Annotated in this window: 16 protein-coding genes (1 of these 16 cut by a window edge); 7 read left to right on the top strand and 9 right to left on the bottom strand. The window is 47.3% G+C overall.

Annotated elements, in window-relative coordinates; translation table 11 throughout:
- Both ABIE50_RS00060 and ABIE50_RS00065 read right to left on the bottom strand, forming a co-directional pair.
- Window positions 1-742, bottom strand: the start of a protein-coding gene (locus ABIE50_RS00060; RefSeq protein ID WP_209857088.1) for a proline and serine-rich protein 1 family protein. It extends 779 nt beyond the left edge of the window; the window shows 742 of its 1,521 coding nt (coding positions 1-742); its start codon is at window positions 740-742; the stop codon falls past the left edge of the window.
- A gap of 36 nt (window positions 743-778) precedes the next feature.
- Window positions 779-1,276 carry a biotin/lipoyl-containing protein gene (locus ABIE50_RS00065; RefSeq protein ID WP_354027819.1) on the bottom strand — a complete coding sequence of 166 codons (498 nt, stop codon included), beginning with the start codon at window positions 1,274-1,276 and terminating at the stop codon, window positions 779-781.
- Between the two features lie 136 nt (window positions 1,277-1,412).
- On the opposite strand from ABIE50_RS00065, the gene ABIE50_RS00070 reads away from it, so the two are divergent.
- Window positions 1,413-3,959 carry a M1 family aminopeptidase gene (locus ABIE50_RS00070; RefSeq protein WP_209857084.1) on the top strand — a complete coding sequence of 849 codons (2,547 nt, stop codon included), beginning with the start codon at window positions 1,413-1,415 and terminating at the stop codon, window positions 3,957-3,959.
- Window positions 3,960-4,108: 149 nt separating this feature from the next.
- On the opposite strand, the gene ABIE50_RS00075 is transcribed toward ABIE50_RS00070, so the two are convergent.
- The 4 genes from ABIE50_RS00075 to ABIE50_RS00090 form a co-directional block, all read right to left on the bottom strand.
- Window positions 4,109-5,038, bottom strand: a complete 930-nt coding sequence (locus ABIE50_RS00075) for a hypothetical protein (RefSeq protein WP_209857083.1) — start codon at window positions 5,036-5,038, stop codon at window positions 4,109-4,111.
- A gap of 18 nt (window positions 5,039-5,056) precedes the next feature.
- Window positions 5,057-5,833 (bottom strand): TPM domain-containing protein, encoded by a 777-nt coding sequence (locus ABIE50_RS00080; RefSeq protein WP_209857081.1) that lies wholly within the window; start codon window positions 5,831-5,833, stop codon window positions 5,057-5,059.
- Between the two features lie 35 nt (window positions 5,834-5,868).
- Window positions 5,869-6,327, bottom strand: coding sequence for a TPM domain-containing protein (locus tag ABIE50_RS00085; RefSeq protein WP_142685800.1), 459 nt, complete (start codon window positions 6,325-6,327; stop codon window positions 5,869-5,871).
- An 82-nt stretch (window positions 6,328-6,409) separates the two neighbouring features.
- A complete protein-coding gene (locus tag ABIE50_RS00090; RefSeq protein WP_209857079.1) occupies window positions 6,410-6,988 on the bottom strand; it encodes a LemA family protein in 579 nt (192 codons plus the stop codon).
- A gap of 388 nt (window positions 6,989-7,376) precedes the next feature.
- On the opposite strand from ABIE50_RS00090, the gene ABIE50_RS00095 reads away from it, so the two are divergent.
- Entirely contained in the window at window positions 7,377-7,841 is a 465-nt protein-coding gene (locus ABIE50_RS00095) for a response regulator (protein WP_142685798.1), read from the top strand.
- Window positions 7,842-7,974: 133 nt separating this feature from the next.
- Here the strand turns inward: ABIE50_RS00095 and ABIE50_RS00100 are convergent, their stop codons facing one another.
- Window positions 7,975-8,217, bottom strand: coding sequence for a hypothetical protein (locus ABIE50_RS00100; RefSeq protein WP_209857077.1), 243 nt, complete (start codon window positions 8,215-8,217; stop codon window positions 7,975-7,977).
- Window positions 8,218-8,430: 213 nt separating this feature from the next.
- Between ABIE50_RS00100 and ABIE50_RS00105 the strand changes: the two genes are divergently transcribed.
- The 4 genes from ABIE50_RS00105 to ABIE50_RS00120 all read left to right on the top strand — a co-directional run bounded on the left by ABIE50_RS00105 (window position 8,431) and on the right by ABIE50_RS00120 (window position 14,113).
- A complete protein-coding gene (locus ABIE50_RS00105; protein WP_209857075.1) occupies window positions 8,431-9,801 on the top strand; it encodes a dipeptidase in 1,371 nt (456 codons plus the stop codon).
- A 46-nt stretch (window positions 9,802-9,847) separates the two neighbouring features.
- A complete protein-coding gene (locus ABIE50_RS00110) occupies window positions 9,848-10,246 on the top strand; it encodes an RNA-binding S4 domain-containing protein (protein WP_209857073.1) in 399 nt (132 codons plus the stop codon).
- An 87-nt stretch (window positions 10,247-10,333) separates the two neighbouring features.
- Window positions 10,334-11,557, top strand: coding sequence for a diaminopimelate decarboxylase (gene lysA, locus ABIE50_RS00115; RefSeq protein WP_209857071.1), 1,224 nt, complete (start codon window positions 10,334-10,336; stop codon window positions 11,555-11,557).
- Between the two features lie 222 nt (window positions 11,558-11,779).
- Window positions 11,780-14,113 carry a GAF domain-containing protein gene (locus tag ABIE50_RS00120; protein WP_209857069.1) on the top strand — a complete coding sequence of 778 codons (2,334 nt, stop codon included), beginning with the start codon at window positions 11,780-11,782 and terminating at the stop codon, window positions 14,111-14,113.
- A 69-nt stretch (window positions 14,114-14,182) separates the two neighbouring features.
- Here the strand turns inward: ABIE50_RS00120 and ABIE50_RS00125 are convergent, their stop codons facing one another.
- On the bottom strand, window positions 14,183-17,836 hold the full coding sequence (locus ABIE50_RS00125) for a BamA/TamA family outer membrane protein (protein ID WP_209857067.1): 3,654 nt from the start codon (window positions 17,834-17,836) through the stop codon (window positions 14,183-14,185).
- Window positions 17,833-18,681 carry a hypothetical protein gene (locus ABIE50_RS00130; RefSeq protein ID WP_209857065.1) on the bottom strand — a complete coding sequence of 283 codons (849 nt, stop codon included), beginning with the start codon at window positions 18,679-18,681 and terminating at the stop codon, window positions 17,833-17,835. Before ABIE50_RS00130 ends, ABIE50_RS00125 begins: the two co-directional genes overlap by 4 nt.
- A gap of 161 nt (window positions 18,682-18,842) precedes the next feature.
- Here ABIE50_RS00130 and ABIE50_RS00135 point away from each other — a divergent pair, with 161 nt between their 5' ends.
- Window positions 18,843-20,105, top strand: coding sequence for a Pycsar system effector family protein (locus ABIE50_RS00135; protein ID WP_142685790.1), 1,263 nt, complete (start codon window positions 18,843-18,845; stop codon window positions 20,103-20,105).
- Window positions 20,106-20,107: the final 2 nt, after the last annotated feature.

The raw sequence follows: 20,107 nt of genomic DNA on the forward strand, positions 1-20,107 counted from the left end.
CTGCCAGTACTCCGCTCAAAATTGCCTGTTCTTCTTCCGTTAAAGGTTCTCTTTCTCCCCTGTTACGTTTCTTCCGGGATTTCTTCACTTCTCCTCCAGTGGCTGCAGGCACGGCTTCCGCAGGAGCTACTTCCTTTTTCGCTTCGGGCACCGGCTCGGGCTCGTCCCTGTCATCGCCGCCCACCACTACTTTATCCAGCGCAGAGGCAAAGGAATTGCCTGATTTTGCCGGGGCAGATTTAGATGGACCGGTTACAATGGCTTTATCAGCAAAAGTGGTTTCAAGGTCCTTTTGCAGGTTGGACATCATTTCTTTTTTGGCGGTATCCAGTTCAGGCACAACAGCATCAGGAGCCGGCGGCGCTGCTGCCAAAGCGGTTTCTCCTGCATTGGACCTGAGCTCCCGGAAGGTTTGCAGGTTATATAAAGAATAACCGGCTTCGCCAGACTGCTTCAGCAGGAAGCCCTGATCACTTTTGGTTATTCTCAGGTTAAACTGTGCTTCTTTGGATTCTTTGTTGGGGAAACCTACCGTAATAGGCGCTGTACCGGTTTCCAGCCGGGGGATGATAATATAGCCCCTGTCGGTGGAGCTCAACACTTTGCCGTTATGCTTTACATAAAACGGCTGTCCCTTCTCGCTCTGAATATATACGTAGTGAAGCTGTTCCTGCGCCCGCAACCGGCCGCATAGTAACAGACATGCCCATACGAATATTACTGTCCTGTATTTAAGATGCATACTATAGATTGGTATAAAACTGTCTCAGTGCAAATATTATTCCAGCACGATCAGCACTTCGCCCTTTTCCACCGCAGTGCGCTCTGACACCTTGATTTCTTTTACAATGGCGTCTGAACCGGCCTTGAACACATTTTCCATTTTCATGGCTTCCAGGATCAGTACCGGGTCGCCTTTCCTAATGGCCTGCCCCGGGGTTACCAGTACCTTTAGCACCAGGCCCGGCATAGGCGCCTTAATATCATTCACCTTCCTGGCCATAGCATCTTTAATCCCCATAGACGCCAGCAGCTGGTCGATCGGTTCTTCTATCACCACCTCAAACTGCTGCTGGTTTACCTGCAATACTACGGTTTTAGTGTCTTTCTCTATCCTCAACACCTGCGCCTGGTAGCTGCCGCCGTCCATAATAACGCTGTAATCGCCGGAAGGCAGTTTCACCGCCGACCAATCCACTTCCTGGTTATCGCAGGTAACCTTTGTATCGTTATTAATGGCAAATGCAGATCTGCCATTCACTGTTGCTTTGATCATAATCTTGTTTTTACCGGCCCCCGGGCGCAACAAAAATAGCATTTTTAACCACTTACCTCATATTTGGCCCATTTGTTTAAATTTGACTCTTTTAAATTGGCCCAAGCCAATACATTTGTTTAAAACAGTCTTTTACATGAATCTACATCTGAAGCAATCCCTGATGGGGATGCTGATCGGAGGAATAGCCGGTCTGGCGATGAGCACTAACCTGATGGCCCAATCTGACAACACAGCCCAGGACGACCCCGCATTAAAGATTTACCGCGCATCTGCCACCAAAGTGAACGACATCGTACATACGAAGCTGGACGTACGTTTCGACTACGCCAAACGGTACCTCTATGGTAAGGCCTGGATAACCCTCAAGCCACATTTTTATGCCACCGACTCCCTCACCCTAGATGCAAAAGGCATGGACATTAAGGAAGTAGCGATAGTAAAGGCAGGTAAAAACAGCCCGCTGAAATACAGTTACGACAGCCTCCAGCTGCATATCGCACTGGATAAACGTTACAAAGCCACCGAATCATATATCATCTATATAAGTTATACAGCAAAACCCGATGAGCTCAAAGTAAAAGGCAGCGCTGCTATCTCCGATGCCAAAGGGCTTTATTTCATCAACCCCGATGGCAAAGATCCAAATAAGCCCACCCAAATATGGACCCAGGGCGAAACAGAAAGTTCTTCCGCCTGGTTTCCCACTATCGACAAAACCAACCAGAAGTGCACCGAGGAAATCAGTATGACGGTGGAAAAGAAGTATGTGACCCTTTCCAACGGTAAACTGGTAAAACAGCAAAATAATGCCGATGGTACCCGTACCGATACCTGGAAAATGGATCTTCCCCACTCCCCTTACCTGTTTATGATGGCCGTAGGCGAGTATGCCATTGTAAAAGACAGCTGGCGCGGAAAAGAAGTAAGCTATTATGTAGAAAAGCCTTTTGAGAAATATGCCAAAGCCATTTTTGGTAACACACCTGAAATGCTCAGCTTCTATTCCAAAATACTTGGATACGACTATCCCTGGGTGAAATACTCCCAGATCACCGGCCGCGACTATGTTTCCGGCGCCATGGAAAACACCACTGCCACGCTTCACGGAGAATTTATGCAGAAAACTGACCGTGAACTGCTCGATAACAACAACTATAACGAAAGCGTAATTGCCCACGAGCTGTTCCATCACTGGTTCGGCGACCTGGCCACCGCAGAGTCCTGGAGTAATCTTACCGTAAACGAATCCTTTGCCGATTACAGCGAATACCTGTGGCTGGAACATAAATACGGTAAAGACGCAGCAGATGAACATAGCCTGGAAGCAACGCAAACGTATATGTCGGCGATACAGTACTCCGGCGATAAAGACCTGGTACGCTTCCATTACCACGACAAAGAAGATATGTTTGACCAGATCACCTACCAGAAAGGCGGCCGTATTTTACATATGCTCCGCAATGCAGTTGGAGATTCTGCCTTCTTCAAGTCCCTGAACCTTTACCTGAAAACTAATGCCTTTAAGGCCACGGAAGCGCACCAGCTGCGCCTGGCAGTAGAAGAAGTAACCGGCAGGGATATGAACTGGTTCTTTAATGAATGGTACTTTGGTAAAGGCTTCCCCCAGCTGGATATCAGCTATAAGTATAATGATGCCGCCAATACGGTAACCGTTATCTTACAGCAGATCCAGAAAGACAGCAAAGTATGGCATATTCCAATGGCCATCGATATCTACGCAGGTGGTAAAACAGAAAGACATAACATCTTCATGGAAAACAGGATCGATTCCTTCACCTTCTCCTATACCACCAAACCAGACCTGGTGAATGTAGATGCAGATAAGGTAGTTTTAGCCAAGATAGATGATCACCGTGCATTCAGCACCTATGCTTATCAATACGCACACGCTCCTAACTATATGGACCGCCACATCGCGATTGATGAAGCAGCGGATGCGCAAGCCACTAATCCTGAAGCAGTGAAGCTCCTGATGCTGGCCCTGAAAGATAAATACCACGGATTAAGGACCTATACAATAGGTAAGCTGAACCTGGGCAATGCAGCAGTGAAAGCGGCTGCCCTGCCCATCCTGACAGATCTTGCCAAACAAGACCCCAGCTCACTGGTACGCGCTGCTGCCCTGCAGCAACTGGGCGAACTGAAAGATCCACAGTACACATCCTTATTTGAAGCAGCTACGAAAGATAAATCGTACGGTGTAGAGGCTGCTGGCCTGGAAGGCTTAGCCACACTGGATCTTGACAAAGCCTATAACATTGCCAAACAACTGGAAAGCGATACCAAAGGCAAACTGGTGAATGCTATTGCCGGTGTATACGCCAGAAAAGGAAATGCCGCAGACATAGCTTTTGTGGCCACCAAATTTGACGAAACCTCCGGCCAGGATAAGCTGAATGCGGCTTTCGACTACCTGGGCTTCCTGTCTAAGATCAACAATACCGCCGCAGTTATAAAAGGCGTGGACCAGGTAAAGGCTATGACTGTTCAATTCAACAATTCACAGGTAAGCACTTACATCACTAACTGGATGCAGGAGATCAGCAAAAGCAAATCGCAGGAGGCAACCGCCGTTTCCGGCGCCAACCGCGAGGAGCTGCTGAAGCAGTCGGACTATTTCCGTAAGGCGTCTGAGGAGATCCGGAAGAGTATTAAATAATGCAGCGGATTTTGCCTGACTCAGGATTCTGATGATTCCCTGATTTTTATTTTTGAATTTTATATAAGAAGGGAGATGAAAGCAATACCGCTTTTATCTCCCTTTTTATCTTACTAAAAAATAAATCAGGGAATCATCAGAATCCTGAGTCAGACAAAATCCGTTTCAATCTTCACAAGGGCGTTGAGTTGGGGATCCCAGCGCCAGGGAGTGTTAGCGAGTCGGACCCCTCCGAGCCAGCGATGCTCCAGTGATGCGTAGTCGAGGTAGTTTTCTTCTTCTTCCAGTATTTCTCTTCCCAGGCTGGTAATTTTCAGCATCTGGTCATGCTCTTCGATTACGCCGGCGTTAGCCATGCGGTGTACGAGGATATCCAGCTGGAAGTTGGTGAAGCCGTAAATTTCAAGCTCGCTCCAGAAAAGCATGTAAAGGTCGTACCAGCGGTAGCTGCCGAGTACGAGGCGGAGCAGGAAGTAGTTTTCGATGGTGCTCAGGCCGGTGTTGATATCAGGGAATCTTTTCAGGTGCGCAGTAATAGCCTCCGGGAGGTATTTCAGGTTTCCGGGAGGCAGCTTGCTAACGGTTTCCAGTACCTGTGGTGTGCTCAGGCACCAGGCATCCCAAACATCGGCGGCCCAGGTAAGGTCGCTGGGCTGAAGCGGTGTGCGTTGTTCAAAAATTTGCGGGAACTCATCCGCTGTGGGGTGATGATGAAGATCTACCAGGCTGATGGTAGGAAGAGTAGTAAGCCGGCTGCTGAGATAATGGAGGATGAACAGCATATTGACCTGGCAAAACAGGTCGTACTCAAACCAGAGCACTATTTCGTCTGCAGTGGAGCCGGAGAGGTCTAACTTCTCCAGCTCCTGTACTACATTGGTAAAATAAGTTTGCCTGTCAATTCCGTAATGATATTCGAGGTGTTTGGCGCGGCTTTCAAAGAATTCTGTAAGATCTTTTGTGTATTTCACTTTGCCTTCACACATCATTTCCCGGCACACCACAATTTCTCCCGGCACCTTGCTTTGCCGGAACAAGGCAAGGGTAGCATCTCCGTTTAACACATGCAAATATGACATAAAATAGTTTTCCTGCTATTACCAGCTGCCACTGGCGCCACCGCCGCCTCCGGAGCCGCCTCCGAAACCGCCGAAGCCACCTCCGCCTCCACCGCCGGACCATCCTCCACCGCTGCCGCCTCCACCGAAGCCGCTCATGCCGCCTATCACCGGCCATATCCATCCGCCACGCCGGTTGTAGGTAGTACCGCCACCCCGGCCGCCGCCACCGCGACTAATGATAGAAATGATGATCACGATCACCATAATGATCAGGAATATCGCTCCCGGGCTGATATCTGGTTCACTTTGCCTGGGGTCTGCACGGTATTCGCCGGCGGCTGCCTTCTGAATGGCCTCCACGGCTCCATCCAGCCCCTGGTAGTAATGGCCTTCGCGGAAGGCCGGTTTTATGATCTGGGAAATGATCTGGTTAGCGGTAGCGTCGGGCACTACGCCTTCCATACCATAACCTGTTTCTATCCTGATCTTCCTGTCTTCCAGTGAAACAAGAATAAGGATACCATTGTTCTTGCCTTTGGTACCTATTCCCCAATCACGCAATATTTTTAATGATACCTGGCTGATATCGTAGTCACCGATGGACTTGAGTGTAACAATGGCTATTTGAGTGGAGGTGCTGTCGAAGTAAGCCACTACTTTTTGTTCGAGGGCCTCATCTTCGCTTTTCAGCAGTATCCCTGCAAAGTCGTTCACTAAAGTGGGAGGATTAGGCCGGGGCGGTATATTCTGTGCATTGGCCAGCAAACCCGCCATCATTAATAATCCCGGTAAAAACCAGCGTAGTATCCTCATTGTATCAAAGCTAAAATCGTTAAAAAGAGTGGCTTTTATTTGCCGAAGACGATATCGTCGGGCAGTTCATTAGCATCATTACCGGCTTCATGCGGAAAAAAGGTACGGAGTGATTCGCCTATTTCCGCTATACATGCTTCGATGCCATCGATAATACGATTCTCCTGAAAGTGGCTGATCAATAACCCGGCTTCTTTTATCCAGAAGTCGTTACCTACTTTCTCGTGTATGCCCTGGTCGCCCAGGATGGCAAACTGCCGGTCTTTGATGGCCACATATACCAATACGCCGTTGCGCAATCTTGTTTTTCCCATATCCAGTGATACGAAGGCTTCCTTCGCTCTGTCCATAGGGTCTACATAGCTGCAATGGCTTTCTACAAACAACCTGATTTCCCCTGAGGTAAGCCGTTCTGCTACCCGGATAGCGTGCACCAGTCTTTCTTTTTCTGATTCTGAAAAAATCTCTTTCCGTTTAAAAGGGAAAATGCGCATGCTGTATATTTTTTAATTCCGGTCCGGGATGCAGGTGTAATACCTGCATCCCGGAGGCGGCCAATCTTTTATGGGTTGCTTTTTAGAATTTTACCTGCGGAGCATTTTCGGAACCGGCAGCGGCTTCGAAATAGCCTTTCTGTTTAAAGCCGGTGATACCAGCCACGATATTATTCGGGAAGGTGCGCACGGAGCTGTTGTAAACGTTTACTGCATCGTTAAAGTCGTTACGGGCTACATTGATCCTGTTTTCCGTTCCTTCCAGTTGTGCCTGGAGATTCTGGAAATTGGCGTTCGCCTTCAGGTCGGGGTAAGACTCAGATACGGCGAGCAGGCGACCGAGAGCCTGGCTTAACTGTCCTTGTGCGGCCTGGTATTGCTGAATTTTTTCAGGGCTGAGATCATTCACATCTACTTTGATCTGGGTAGCACTGGCACGGGCCTGTACTACTTTTTCAAGGGTTTCCGTTTCGAAATTGGCAGCGCCCTTTACAGTGGCCACCAGGTTAGGGATCAGATCAGCACGGCGTTGATAGCTACTCTGTACCACTCCCCATTTATTTTTCACGGCTTCATCTTTGGTCACGAGCCCATTGTATTTTCCACAACCAAACATGACCAACAATGCGAGTACTACGATAACAATAATTCCTGTTTTCATCTGAATTTAAGTTTAAGTTTTAAGTGCCGGCAAACGTGCAAAAGGTATTCCCTAATTTACACTTGCCGGTGTAAGTAGTTTTTTCTCCGGTGAACGCTATAAAAAAAGCGGTTAACGCATGCTTTTCATGGCTACACGAAAATATGGAAACTCCCCCACTAAATAGCTATTGGATAAGGAAACGGCTATTTTTTAAAAAAGTTCATTCATCCTTGAAATATTCGTCATAAAACAGTATGTTTATATGTACCTTTGCGAGGTGTAAAACGTTGAACGTTTTACCATATACTTTAAGTTGAATGGGGCAGAATGGATACAAAATCGATATCGAAAGTTTCATTGTTTCTAACTCATTTATTATCAATAACTTGGAACTAAGTCTGCTTAAATGAGTGCACAACACATCCATATACTCTATATTGATGATGAAATACACAATCTGAATGCCTTTAAGGCTTCATTCAGGAGGCTGTACAACATAGTTACAGCCAGTTCCGCGGAAGACGCGGAAAAACTGCTGGCAGAAAACGAATTTCATATCATTATTTCCGACCAGCGAATGCCCAAAACTACCGGGATAGAGTTTTTTGAATCGATACTTGAAAAGTACCCCGAGCCAATACGTATGCTGCTTACCGGCTATGCCGACATTAACGCCGTAGTGGATGCCATCAATAAAGGACAGGTTTATAAATATTTCTCCAAACCCTGGAATGAGGAGGAGCTGAAGCACAATATTGAGAAAGCATATGAAGTGTACGCCCTCCGGAAAGAGAACAAGGAATTAACTGCCAAATTGCTTGATGTAAACCAGAAACTGGAGTTCCTGGTAAGACAAAAATTAATTTCCTGATCATTTACAGTAGTAGTGAAGATAAAGAGGGATGCCTGTGAAGTGGCTTCCGTATTGCTTATGCGATACTTTTTCCATGTACATAAGGTGGACTTGATCAGGAGATGATATGCTCATTCCCGTTGCTGGGTTGCTACTGTATATGGTATACCCGAAGTAACAGGGCACTTTTTAACGGCTTCCTTTTTATAAGACAATACCCTTTGAGGTCAGGCATTGCCTTTACCCGCTGTTTTGATTTTGCCGGAACAATCACCCCGAGTATGTTTGCGGCCACAAAACAACGGTTTGCAGAAGCCTGTTGTTCATGGAAGCCTCTCGCCTGCAGAACTACCAGCAACGTGCCTTTTCCCGGTACTGCTATATCCAGTTCCATACCAGGAAAATGTGGTATTTAAGTTGATGCTGTAGCCTGGCCGGTTACCCGGTGCTCTGCAAAACTGATGCGTACCGCAACCAGCTTTACAGAGAAGGCCCGGTGTTGTCTTTTCTCTAAAGTGCAATGCTCTCCCCTTTGAAACTATCTAAATCTGCAAATGTTGATTTTCCTTTAACTTGCACCACATTGTGAACTTAATTTCATAGCATCATGCAAGTTTGGAAAGATTACCAGGCAGAGAATAAAGATCGTTTCCTGGAAGAATTACTGGCGCTGTTACGCATTCCTTCTGTGAGCGCGGATTCCCGTCACAATCAGGATACCCAGCAGTGCGCAGAAGCGGTAAAAGTACGTTTGGAAGAAGCCGGCGCAGATAAAGTGGAAGTATGCCAAACGGCCGGCCACCCGATCGTTTATGGCGAAAAGATCATAGATCCTTCCTTACCCACCGTACTGGTGTACGGCCATTACGACGTACAGCCTGCAGATCCGCTGGAGCTGTGGCACAGCGGTCCGTTTGAGCCCGTGATCAAAGACGGTAATATATATGCCCGCGGCAGCGCGGACGACAAAGGCCAGTTTTACATGCATGTGAAGGCTTTTGAAACCATGCACAAAACCAACACTATTCCCTGCAACATCAAATTCATGATTGAAGGGGAAGAAGAAGTAGGCTCTGCTAACCTGGGCATCTTCCTGAAGGAAAACAAAGAACGCCTGAAAGCTGACGTAGTATTGATTTCGGACACTTCCATGATCAGCCTTGATAACCCGTCTATAGATACCGGTTTGCGCGGGCTGGCCTATATGGAAGTAGAAGTAACCGGTCCTAACCGCGATCTGCACAGCGGCGTATACGGTGGCGCAGTGGCTAACCCGGCTACCATCCTGGCAAAAATGATTGCCTCCCTGCATGATGAAAATAACCACATCACTATTCCCGGCTTCTATGATAAAGTACAGGAACTGAGCACAGAAGAAAGAGCAGCACTGAACGCCGCTCCATTTGATGAAGAAGAGTATAAAAAAGACCTTGGCGTTGCTGATGTTTGGGGTGAGAAAGGATATTCTACTATTGAAAGGACTGGTATCCGGCCAACGCTGGAGGTAAACGGCATATGGGGTGGCTATACCGGCGAGGGCTCCAAAACCGTACTACCCTCCAAGGCTTTTGCCAAAATTTCCATGCGGCTTGTTCCTAACCAGGACTGGCACGAGATCTCAGATCTGTTTACCAAACACATTGAAGCCATTGCGCCCAAGAGCGTAAAAGTGAAAGTAACGAAGCATCATGGCGGCAGTCCGTATGTTACCCCTATTGATTCAGTGGCATTCAAGGCGGCCCACCAGGCCATCCATACTACTTTTGGCAAAGATCCTATCCCGGTGCGGGGTGGAGGAAGTATTCCCATTGTAGCGTTATTTGAAAAAGAGCTGGGGCTGAAAACAGTGCTGATGGGCTTTGGACTGGATAGCGACAACCTGCATTCTCCCAACGAGAAGTATGGTTTAGCCAATTATTACAAAGGCATTGAAACCATTCCTTATTTCCACAAATTTTTTGCGGAATTAAGCAAATAGTATTACTGGCGGCAGCTGCGGTTGTCGCCAGCTTAAAGTTTTGAATATGAGCAATACCGAAAAAGTACGCGTTGATAAATACCTCTGGTCTATCAGGGTGTTTAAAACCCGCAGCCAGGCTGCAGATGCCTGCGACAGCGGTAAAGTGAAGATGAACGGCGCATCTGTAAAAGCCGCCAAACCAGTAAACATAGGCGATAAGTTTGAGATCAGGAGCGAAGCCCGTAAATGGGTGATAGAGGTAACAGGGCTGATCTCTAACAGGGTGGCCTATTCCGAAGCCATTAAATATTACATCGACAATACCCCGGATGAAGACAAACTGGCGCCTGCCTATATTCCATCCGTATTTCAGACCGGTAAACGCCAGAGTAAGATCGGAAGGCCTACGAAAAAGGATCGCCGGAGCATTGAAGGTTTTATGGAAGGAGAGGAAGAAGAGTGATGGCGTGATGAGATTCTCCCTTTTTTCTACAATTTCTCACTTTTGCGTAGTAATTTTGCATCCTCATTCTTAAACTAAGGATTTTCAATGCCTAAACAAAGCGACGTACTTACTGCCGATTTCCTCGTGAAAGTAGCAGAAGAATTTGGTACCCCGGTGTACATTTACCATGCAGAAAAGATTAAGACCCAGTATGAAAAGCTGCAGAAAGCGTTTCATAAGGCAGACACCCGCTTTTTCTACGCCTGTAAGGCATTGACCAACATCAATATCCTTAAGTACATCAATTCCATTGGCTGCGGCCTGGATACTGTGTCTATCCAGGAAGTACAGCTGGGCCTCCGGGCAGGTTTTGATCCGAAGAATATCATTTTTACTCCCAACTGTGTAGACCTGCAGGAAATTATTGCAGCGAAAGACCTGGGCGTAATCATTAATATAGACAACCTCTCCATCCTGGAGCAGTTTGGCAATAAGTTCGGCAGCAGCTACCCGATCTGTATCCGTTTGAACCCGCATATTATGGCGGGTGGCAACTTTAAGATCTCCACCGGGCATATCGACAGCAAGTTTGGTATTTCCATTCACCAGATGCGTCATATCGAACGCATTATCAATTCCACTAAACTGAAGGTAACGGGCCTGCATATGCACACCGGGTCCGAAATCAAAGACGTGGATGTGTTCCTGCGTGGCGTGGAAGTAATGTTTGAAATGGTGCAGCACTTCCCTGACCTGGAATCTATTGACCTGGGCAGCGGTTTCAAGGTAGCCTATCAGCAGGGAGATCCCGAAACGGATATCGACCTGCTTGGTAAAAAACTGAGCGAAGCCTTCAACAACTTTGCTAAATCGTATGTACGCCCGCTGCAACTGTGGTTTGAACCAGGAAAGTTCCTGGTAAGCCAGAGTGGTTACTTTGTGGTGAAAGCTAATGTGATCAAGCAAACCACCGCCAACGTATTTGTAGGGGTGAACTCCGGCTTCAATCATTTGATCAGGCCGATGTTCTATGACGCATTCCACCTGATCCGCAACATTTCCAACCCTAAGGGTACGGAGCGGATCTATACGGTAGTGGGTAATATTTGTGAAACAGACACTTTTGGCTGGGATCGTAAGATCAACGAGGTCCGGGAGGGCGATTACCTGGTGTTTTACAACGCCGGCGCCTATGGCTTTGAAATGTCGTCTAACTTCAACTCCCGCCTGAAACCGGCGGAAGTACTGGTGAAAGACGGTAAGCCACACCTGATCCGTAAACGTGATACTTTGGAAGATCTGCTTAAAAACCAGATCGAATTGCAGTAATCTTCCGGATTTCGACGGATTCAGGTATTTGATTATCAGGCTTATAGCACTTTTGACAAATACCTGAATCCCGGAATTCAAAATTGATACAATATTTCCCCTACCTTTGCGTCTACAATAGTACTCCCCTCTGTTATTCCTGCAATGTTTTACTGTAAATTGTAATAATAAGTTTATTACTGGCACTAAAAGGACAGCCTTTGGTTATAATTGTACGACAATATGAAAGTTTTAACTGCACACCCCGGCGTATTTAACGATGATAAAGTAATTGAGTCCAATATATCATTCGTACCATTCCTGAATTATCTGAAGGAAAAGGTAACCCATGAAGGAGAAGCCCGTTCATCTTTCTATAAACTGATCATTGACAAGTTTGAAAGCAACCCGGCAGTACTCAAGCCCATTCCCAGCGATGGAGATCTTACGCCTTATAAAGAATATCTCGATCTGCTGATAGCCGCTATTTTCCCGGTTACCACAGACTCCAGCAAAGACATCTACGGTATAGGCGTTCCTTTTAAGTTCGCCATCTTCCATTATTCTGATCTGTTTAAACAACTGTTCACAGATAACGGCTCTGAACTATCGGCTGTTCCGGATGGCATTTCTATAGCACAGGTGAAAAAAGACAAGATCACCTGGCTGTATAAACTGATCCTGGAAAAAGTGTTCCACTTCCCGATGAGCTATAAGAACGAGATTATCCATACAGTGGAAACACCCGATGGAAGCAAGCGTTACGTGAAAGTGAATATAGATCCCAGGTTTGTGGATGTAAAAGTGAACGGTGAACTGCCGAACCTGAACTACGACATGTTCTGTTCCAAACAGATGACCCCGGAAGCACTGCAACAGCTGTTGCCAACCAGTATGTTTTCCCTGGAAGGCTTTGTTATATGGACCGTGAAAGATGTGACCCAATCAGAATCGCTCAATAACATTAAGAGCCTGGTGATGAACATGCGCACCAGTAACGAAGTGGAAAGCTACCGCACCGTGGAAAAAATGGTTCCGGTGATCCTGGGCCTGCCTGATGTAACTGCCCACCTGGTGCCCTTCCCCAAAGTGAACGGTAAAAATGTACTGGAAGAACAGTTCTCCATTACAGACCCTATCCTTGGCGTAGGCAACAAAAAACAACAGCAACATTTCTTCCAGCTCCTGCTGGATCATCTGCAGCAAAACCCGGTACCGCTGATCGTTCCCGATGTTAATGATAATTCCATTGCGCCGCATGCGTTCCTGAAATATCTGCCCATCAAGAATATCCGGAGCTTCGTAATATTTCCCATCACCCATAAGAAAGAAATACTGGGTGTACTGGAACTGGCTTCATCTACTCCCAACGGGTTATCGGCCGAGCCATTGTGGAAACTGCAAAACACTTATCCCCTGCTGGTGCTGATGCTGAACCGCAGCATGAACATCCTGGAAAGCCGGCTGAATGAAGTGATCAAAGACCAGTTCACAGCATTGCAACCCTCCGTGGAATGGAAGTTTGTGGATGCCGCCTGGAATTACCTGCTCACACCGGAAGAGGAAAGAAAAGATATTGAAAGCATCAGCTTTGACGAAGTATACCCGCTGTACGGCGCTGTGGATATCCGCAACTCCTCTGTACAACAGGGCGCTGCCATCCGGGAAGATTTACAGGAACAGCTGGAACTGATCCGGGATACCCTGGAAACCATCGGCAAAACTATTCACCTGCCGTTGCTGGAAGAGCTGCAGTTCAAAACAAACGACCTGCTGGAGAACCTCAGCAATAGCCTGCAGGCAGGTGAAGATCTGAAGGTGAACGAATTCATGGACCAGGAAATTAAACCGGTACTGGAGCATTTGTGTGAAGACAATGCAGACCTGAAACCGTTGCTGAACAGCTACTTTACCCAGATGGACAAATCAGAAGGACGTGTTTACCATCACCGGAGAGAGTATGAAGAAAGCCTGGCCAACATTAACATGGCTATCAGCCAGTACCTGGAGAAGGAGCGCCAGTACATACAGCAATCGTTCCCCTGCTACTTTGAAAAGTACCGTACCGATGGCGTAGAATACACTATTTATATTGGCCAGTCTATAGCCCAGGAGAAAAAGTTTGATCAGCTGTACCTGCGGAACCTTCGCCTGTGGCAGCTTTCCTCTATGGCGCATATTGCAAGGCTCACGCATAAACTGGGGCCTAAATTAAAAGTACCCCTGCAAACCACGCAGATGATCCTTATGCACAGCGCTCCTATCACCATCAGTTTCCGCAGCGATGAGCGCCGGTTTGACGTGGAAGGCGCCTACAATGTGCGTTATGAGATCATCAAAAAACGTATCGATAAAGTACACGTAAAAGATACCGGCGAACGCTTAACACAACCCGGTACTATTGCCATGGTATATTCTTACATAAGGGAAATGGAAGAGCTGAAAAAGTATATCACTTTCCTGCAAAGCAAGAAAATACTGCTGCCGGAAATCGAGATGCTGGACCTGGAAGAATTACAGGGGGTAAGCGGTCTGAAAGCGCTTCGTGTAAAAGTAAATATGGAAGCTACAATATAAGAGAGCGTATCGTTGAAATATGTTCTCTACAAAAGAAAGGCCGCCTCGTTGTATGAGGCGGCCTTTCTTTTAAAATTTAAACCCGAAGGTGATATAAGGTACCGTTTCTTCTTTTGAATGTCCTACCACCGCCGTGATGATCAACGCATTTATAGGCGCTATATAAACGCCTCCCCCATATCCGTCGTGCCACACATGGGAAGTTTCATTTTCCCTCCATATACGCCCTACATCATTAAAGGCGATAAGCCCAACGCCTGCAGGCAGGATATATGTTTTCAGATCAAATAACTTCACGCGTATCTCCGTATTGTTATATACACTGGCATCGCCGGCAAAGCGGTAATTGCGGTAACCGCGGAGGTTTTGCACACCTCCCAGGGTAAGCGCCTGGAAGTACTCATAGTTACCCCATAATTTGCCGCCACCAAAACGGCTTACGATCACAAAGTTGGCCGGGATACGGAAGCTCATATAGAGGCTCAGATCCGATTGCAGCGATGTGGTGTTATAACTGTTACTGTTCACACCGAAGTTACCGGCATAAGTGGTGGTCCACAGGATACCACGGGTAGGAATGATCTTGTTGTTGCGGGTGTCGATAGTAGCTACTATTTTGCCACCGGCATATGCTTTATTGGCATAGATGCCTGCAGAATCCAACCCGTTGTTTTTAAAATCAGTAATGAAACGGTCATGGTTCTCATCTTTATTAAAAGCGTAGTTATTAAATGCAGGCCCGTATGCAATGGTCATGTGATTACCCACGCTTGTTCTCAGCAATGCTTCTGCTGTATAAAAATTATACCGTGCCCTGTACCAGGAAATGGTTTTATTATCCGACTTATCAAACACTGTTTCATTTCCATAACCAAAGAAGTTGATGGTATTGTTTGGCGCCTTTGCCCTGGCGAACAACAACAGGTCCGTTTTCCCGATCACATCTGTATACTCTCCTTCATAGCGGAAGTTCCAGGCGCGGGTGGCCAGCGAGTGCGTAGCAGTGAACAGATGTTTTGTGGAGAATGGCTCCCGGCGCCAGGAATGGCGGGTAAGGGACAAGCCCAAACCGAGCAAAACACCATCGTCGCGGTTATAGCCACCGGCCAGTAGCGGCATTGCTTTTTCATACTGGAAGGCGTTGCGGTTATATTTGATATTGGCAGGATCGTTCGACAGGCGGCGTTGTTCATTACCGGTGAGCGCAAAGGTATCTTTACCGGTACGCTGATCGTATATGCGTATCCGTTTGCCTGCTTTTACAGTAGTGCTATCGATATAAGCATCTGCTTCCTTACCACCTACCAGGCGGATACGGATGGGCGTTGCATGATCTCCCTTTACCACGAAGCGGTCGTTGCCACCCATACCGTAAACATTTACTTCTTTGGTAACGGAAGGATCGAAAGTACGGGAGTAGATGTTTTGCTGAACGGCTCCTTTTTTGCTGATCTTGAAGATATCCAGCGCTACCTTGCCACCAGCCTGCTTTTCAACGGTGATGAGCTCATTCTTTTCCGTGGCCGGCACATCAACACCTTTGGCGAGGAAACGGTAGTACCTGAGGGTATTCTTTTCCAGGATATTGCGACGGGCAGATAACCTCTCTATCATCATTGGGCCTACCTGCGACCGGATAGTATCGGGAAAAGCTTTTACAGCAGCGTCGATCACGCTGTCGGTCATCTTCCTTAATAACTTATCTGTTTGTTTCTTCCAGTCGCTTTCATCCATTTCGTTAAGGAAAGACCGGTCGAAATAGCGGGTACTGAAGTTAAAGCCGTTGATATCCGGGATATCTTTCCGGAAGCCCTGTATAGCCGGCATGAACCAGGGACGGGCTGCCAAACGGGGAATTAAACCGCCATTAAGGAAAAATGCCTGGTCGCGGTCGCGCGGCACCGGGTAATAATATTCCTCTCCTTTATGTTTTTCTTTATACCAGCGCCACTGGTCATCGTGGCGATCGAAATCCATGATGTACATATCGAAGATACGTGCGCGGAGCACGGATTTCTGGTCGATGTGCACATCATTATCGCCCCAGATCTTAGCCAGTACTTTTGGTGTGTTGTAGGTTTTATCATTGCTGCCGGTAACGGGTTCCCTTTCTTCGAAGAGGAACACTTCGTTGCCATAGTCATTTGCATAGATGCCGAGCGAGCTATCGGCAGGCAGGTATACAAAGGTTGGATTGGTATGCGGCACACCGGCAGCTTCAGCCAATACGCTTACTGCCAGCGGGGCGTAAGGATTGGCGGCGGAGATCTGGTCCTGTACCACATCGCGGGCAATGGTTTCACGCAGCATTTCAGGAATAGCCGCCAGCGGGAACTTTTTCAGTGAGCGCATGGACCATTCCGTGCCGGTACTGTCTTCCAGCCGGAGTGAATGCGTTTGTTTCCCTCCGCCGCGTTGCAGGATCTTCAGGCCTCCTTTGGCGGTTTTCAGGTCCAGCACCGGGAAATTCAGCGGGGTAGCCCATACCTGGCGATAGTTTTCCCCCAGTAATTTTTTATGAAAATTGGAGACATGAATATATTGTGTATCGGCAGCCACCCTGATAACCGGTGGCAATGATGCAGGCGAATGATAGGCAAGCGCCTGTTGCGGGATATCCTGCAGGCGGAACAGCGTATTGGTAAACACCGGCTGTGTACCGTTGTCTGCAATATAATATTGTACCCTCACGGTACTGTCAGACATCAGTTCAATAGCGCTGAAACCGTTGGCGGTGCTGGCGAACAATGATTTGGGACCTTTCTTTACCCGGTTATTTTTCGCACCGCTGCCGCTTACCACATAGGCGTTCTGGTTATCTTTTATAAGCTGTAGCGTATGATCATGACCGGAAACAAATACCACGGGGCCATGCGGCTTCAGGGCAGTTTCCACTCCCTTGATCATTTGCTGGTACTTGGGATTGGGAATATCTTCCGGGGTTCCGAATACACCGCGGGCAATCGGATAGATGGAGCCTATCACAGGCAGTGGTACAAACAGCGCCGGGCGCAGGTCTGTGAGCGGGAAGATATGTTGCTTGATGGTATAGTAGCCTCCATGGATACCATAACTGCGGAAGGGGTGATGCGTAGCAAATATGATCAGCTTGTTGCGGTTCATTGCCACTATTTCCGACAGCCTGCTGAGCACTTCGTCGTTGTCTTTACAATCGCAGGAAGATTCAAGGCCAGGTTTCTGGTAGGGGAACACCCACCACTCACTGTCCATGATAATGAGGGTAATGTTATCGGAGATCTTTACTTCCGTGGGGCCGGGGCAACCTTCTTTAGGCTCAAAGTGTACATTGTCGAGGTTCTGAGAATCCACGTAATGCTGCTGGTTGCGGATAATATCCCATCCATCGGGTTTGCTTTTGTCCCAGTCGTGGTTGCCGGGAATGATATATCCCTGTGCGTTGGTACCGCGTATCAGGCCGATCTGGTAATCGATGATTTCCTTTGCGCGAGGAAATTTGCTGCTGGCGGAGTCGGGTAACCCTCTCGGGTATACGTTGTCGCCCAGGAAAAGGATGGTATTGCGGTTGTCCTGCAGGTCGAAGGTATTGCGGACGGCGTCCACTACAGAATTTTTACCGTTGTCGTGCAGTTCCCCGGCGTCGCCGATAAGGATCACCCGTTTCACCACCTGTGGCGATTGGGAGTAGCCGGTAGTGCAGGCAAAAATAAGTAAGGCGATAAAGATTATGGTTGATCTGATCATCTGGACTTGTAACTAAATTTAAGAATATTGGCGGTACCGTCGTAGCCGCCTTCATTGGAAATATACATATCGCCATTCGGAGCAAAAGCCAGGCCTTCGGGCTGGAGGAACAAGCGGTGTTTCAGGTTATAGGCTTCCTGTACGTGGCCCTGCAGATCCGTGATCACGAGCAGCCCGTTTACAGAGGCAACAATATATAACCGTTTTTCAATAGGATGAATGGCTGCTGCCGATGGTTTAAAGAAGCGCATATCTGATCCTGCCAGGCGCGCAATTTCCTGGTTATTGAACCGGTAAGTGGCAGTGGTATCAAATGTTTTGCTGGCCAGGTTGAAGCGGTAGGCGCTGGTAACGCCCAGCTTTTTATCATCTTCACAGTTTTTGCAGATCATTACAATACTGTTGCCGGCGCGATCGTAATAAGTTGCTTCAAATTCCTTTTTCCCAGGTTTTTCCATTTTATAATGATCGCTGTATACGCTGTCGGTGAACAGGCCATGTACCTGGAACAGGGAGCCATTACTTTTAAGCACAAACCAACCACTATCTGTATGGCATATATCTTCATAGTCCCCATCTTTTGCAAATTTAAAATGGGGATAAGGTTCTTTTGCCAGTACATCCAACTGGTAAATACGGCCTTCCTCATCGTTAATCGCCATAATTTTGTGCTCATCGGGGAATAATTCGATGCCGGAAATTTCCTGCATGGATTCCCTGACCCGGTAGCGTACCGGCTCTTTCAGGTCGTATCCCCGGGGGGAGGCATATACTTTTTGTTCTCTGTCGCTCAGATTACATGACAGTAAGAAAAGGAGAAAGATTAACCCGATCCGGACATCCATAGTGTAACTTTATAGCATAAATTTAACTCAAAAATGCAGTAACTTAGGTTCAATTTGCGATTTGTAATACGCGAAATAGCGAACATACCGTTATTAGTACCATAAAGTACAAAGTAATAAAACGTATTTCGCAGTTCCTTATCTTAATTTTCGTCTTCCTTATGCAAAACAATGCTATTATAGATGCGGCCCGGGACTATGTTATGGCCCAGTATCAGCAACATCCGCGCCCTAACCTGGTTTATCATAATCTTGTACATACACAACAGGTAGTGCAGGCTGCCGGGCAGATTGCGGCCCATTACCGTTTGCAGGACGACGAATTAGCGGCAGTGTATGTAGCGGCATGGTTCCATGACGCCGGCTACCTGCTTGGCGAAGGCAGCGCCCACGAAGAAAACGGCGCCAAAGAGGCCCTGCAGTTCTTACAGCAACAACAGGTACCTGAAAATGTTCAGTTGATGGTAAAGGGCGCTATCCTGGCCACCAAAATGCCACAGTCGCCCCAGAACCTGGTGGAACAGATTGTTTGCGACGCCGATCTTTCCCACCTGGGCTCCAAAGAGTTTGCCGACCGTAACAAACTGCTGCGGCAGGAAATGGAGCTTACCTACCATATAGATATCCCCGGTATCAAATGGCTGACCAACAATATTAAGTTCCTGACAGATCATCATTACTGGACCGATTATGCCCAGACCCTGTTCAAACAACAGAAAGAAGATAACCTGGAAAAGCTGAAAAAGAAACTGGAGAAGAAAACAAAAGAAGCCGGTGAAGAGCATCTGGCCTCTGTTGCCGCTGCGGCAGTTACGCCAGGTACCGAAGAAGCTCCTGTTACCGCTACGGAGAAAAAGAAAAAGGACAAAAACAAAGATAAGAGCAGTAAATCAGAACGTGGTGTAGAAACCATGTTCAGGACCACCTCCACCAATCATATCAGGCTCAGTTCCATGGCCGACAGCAAAGCACATATTATGATCTCGGTGAATTCCATTATCATATCAGTGATATTGAGCGTACTGGTAAGACGGCTGGAAGATTATCCCAATATGGTGATCCCTTCCATTATTTTCCTGTTCACCGCGGTACTCACTGTAATCTTCTCCGTGCTGGCTACCCGTCCTAATGTAACCAGCGGTACTTTTACCAAAGCAGATATTGAAAAGAAAGATGCCAACCTTTTGTTCTTTGGCAACTTTTACAAGATGCACCTGGAAGAATACCAGTGGGGGATCAGGCAGATGATGGATGATTCGGACTTCCTGTACAGCAGTATGACAAGAGACATCTACTATCTCGGCGTAGTGTTGGGTCATAAATATAAACTGCTGCGTATCTCTTATAATATTTTCATGTTTGGCCTGATCATTTCTGTAGGCGCATTCCTGATTGCAGCCATTTTCTTCCCGGTAAAAGCTTAACG

It is taken from the genome of Chitinophaga sp. OAE865, assembly GCF_040546735.1.
In the GTDB taxonomy this organism is placed as follows: domain Bacteria; phylum Bacteroidota; class Bacteroidia; order Chitinophagales; family Chitinophagaceae; genus Chitinophaga; species Chitinophaga polysaccharea_A.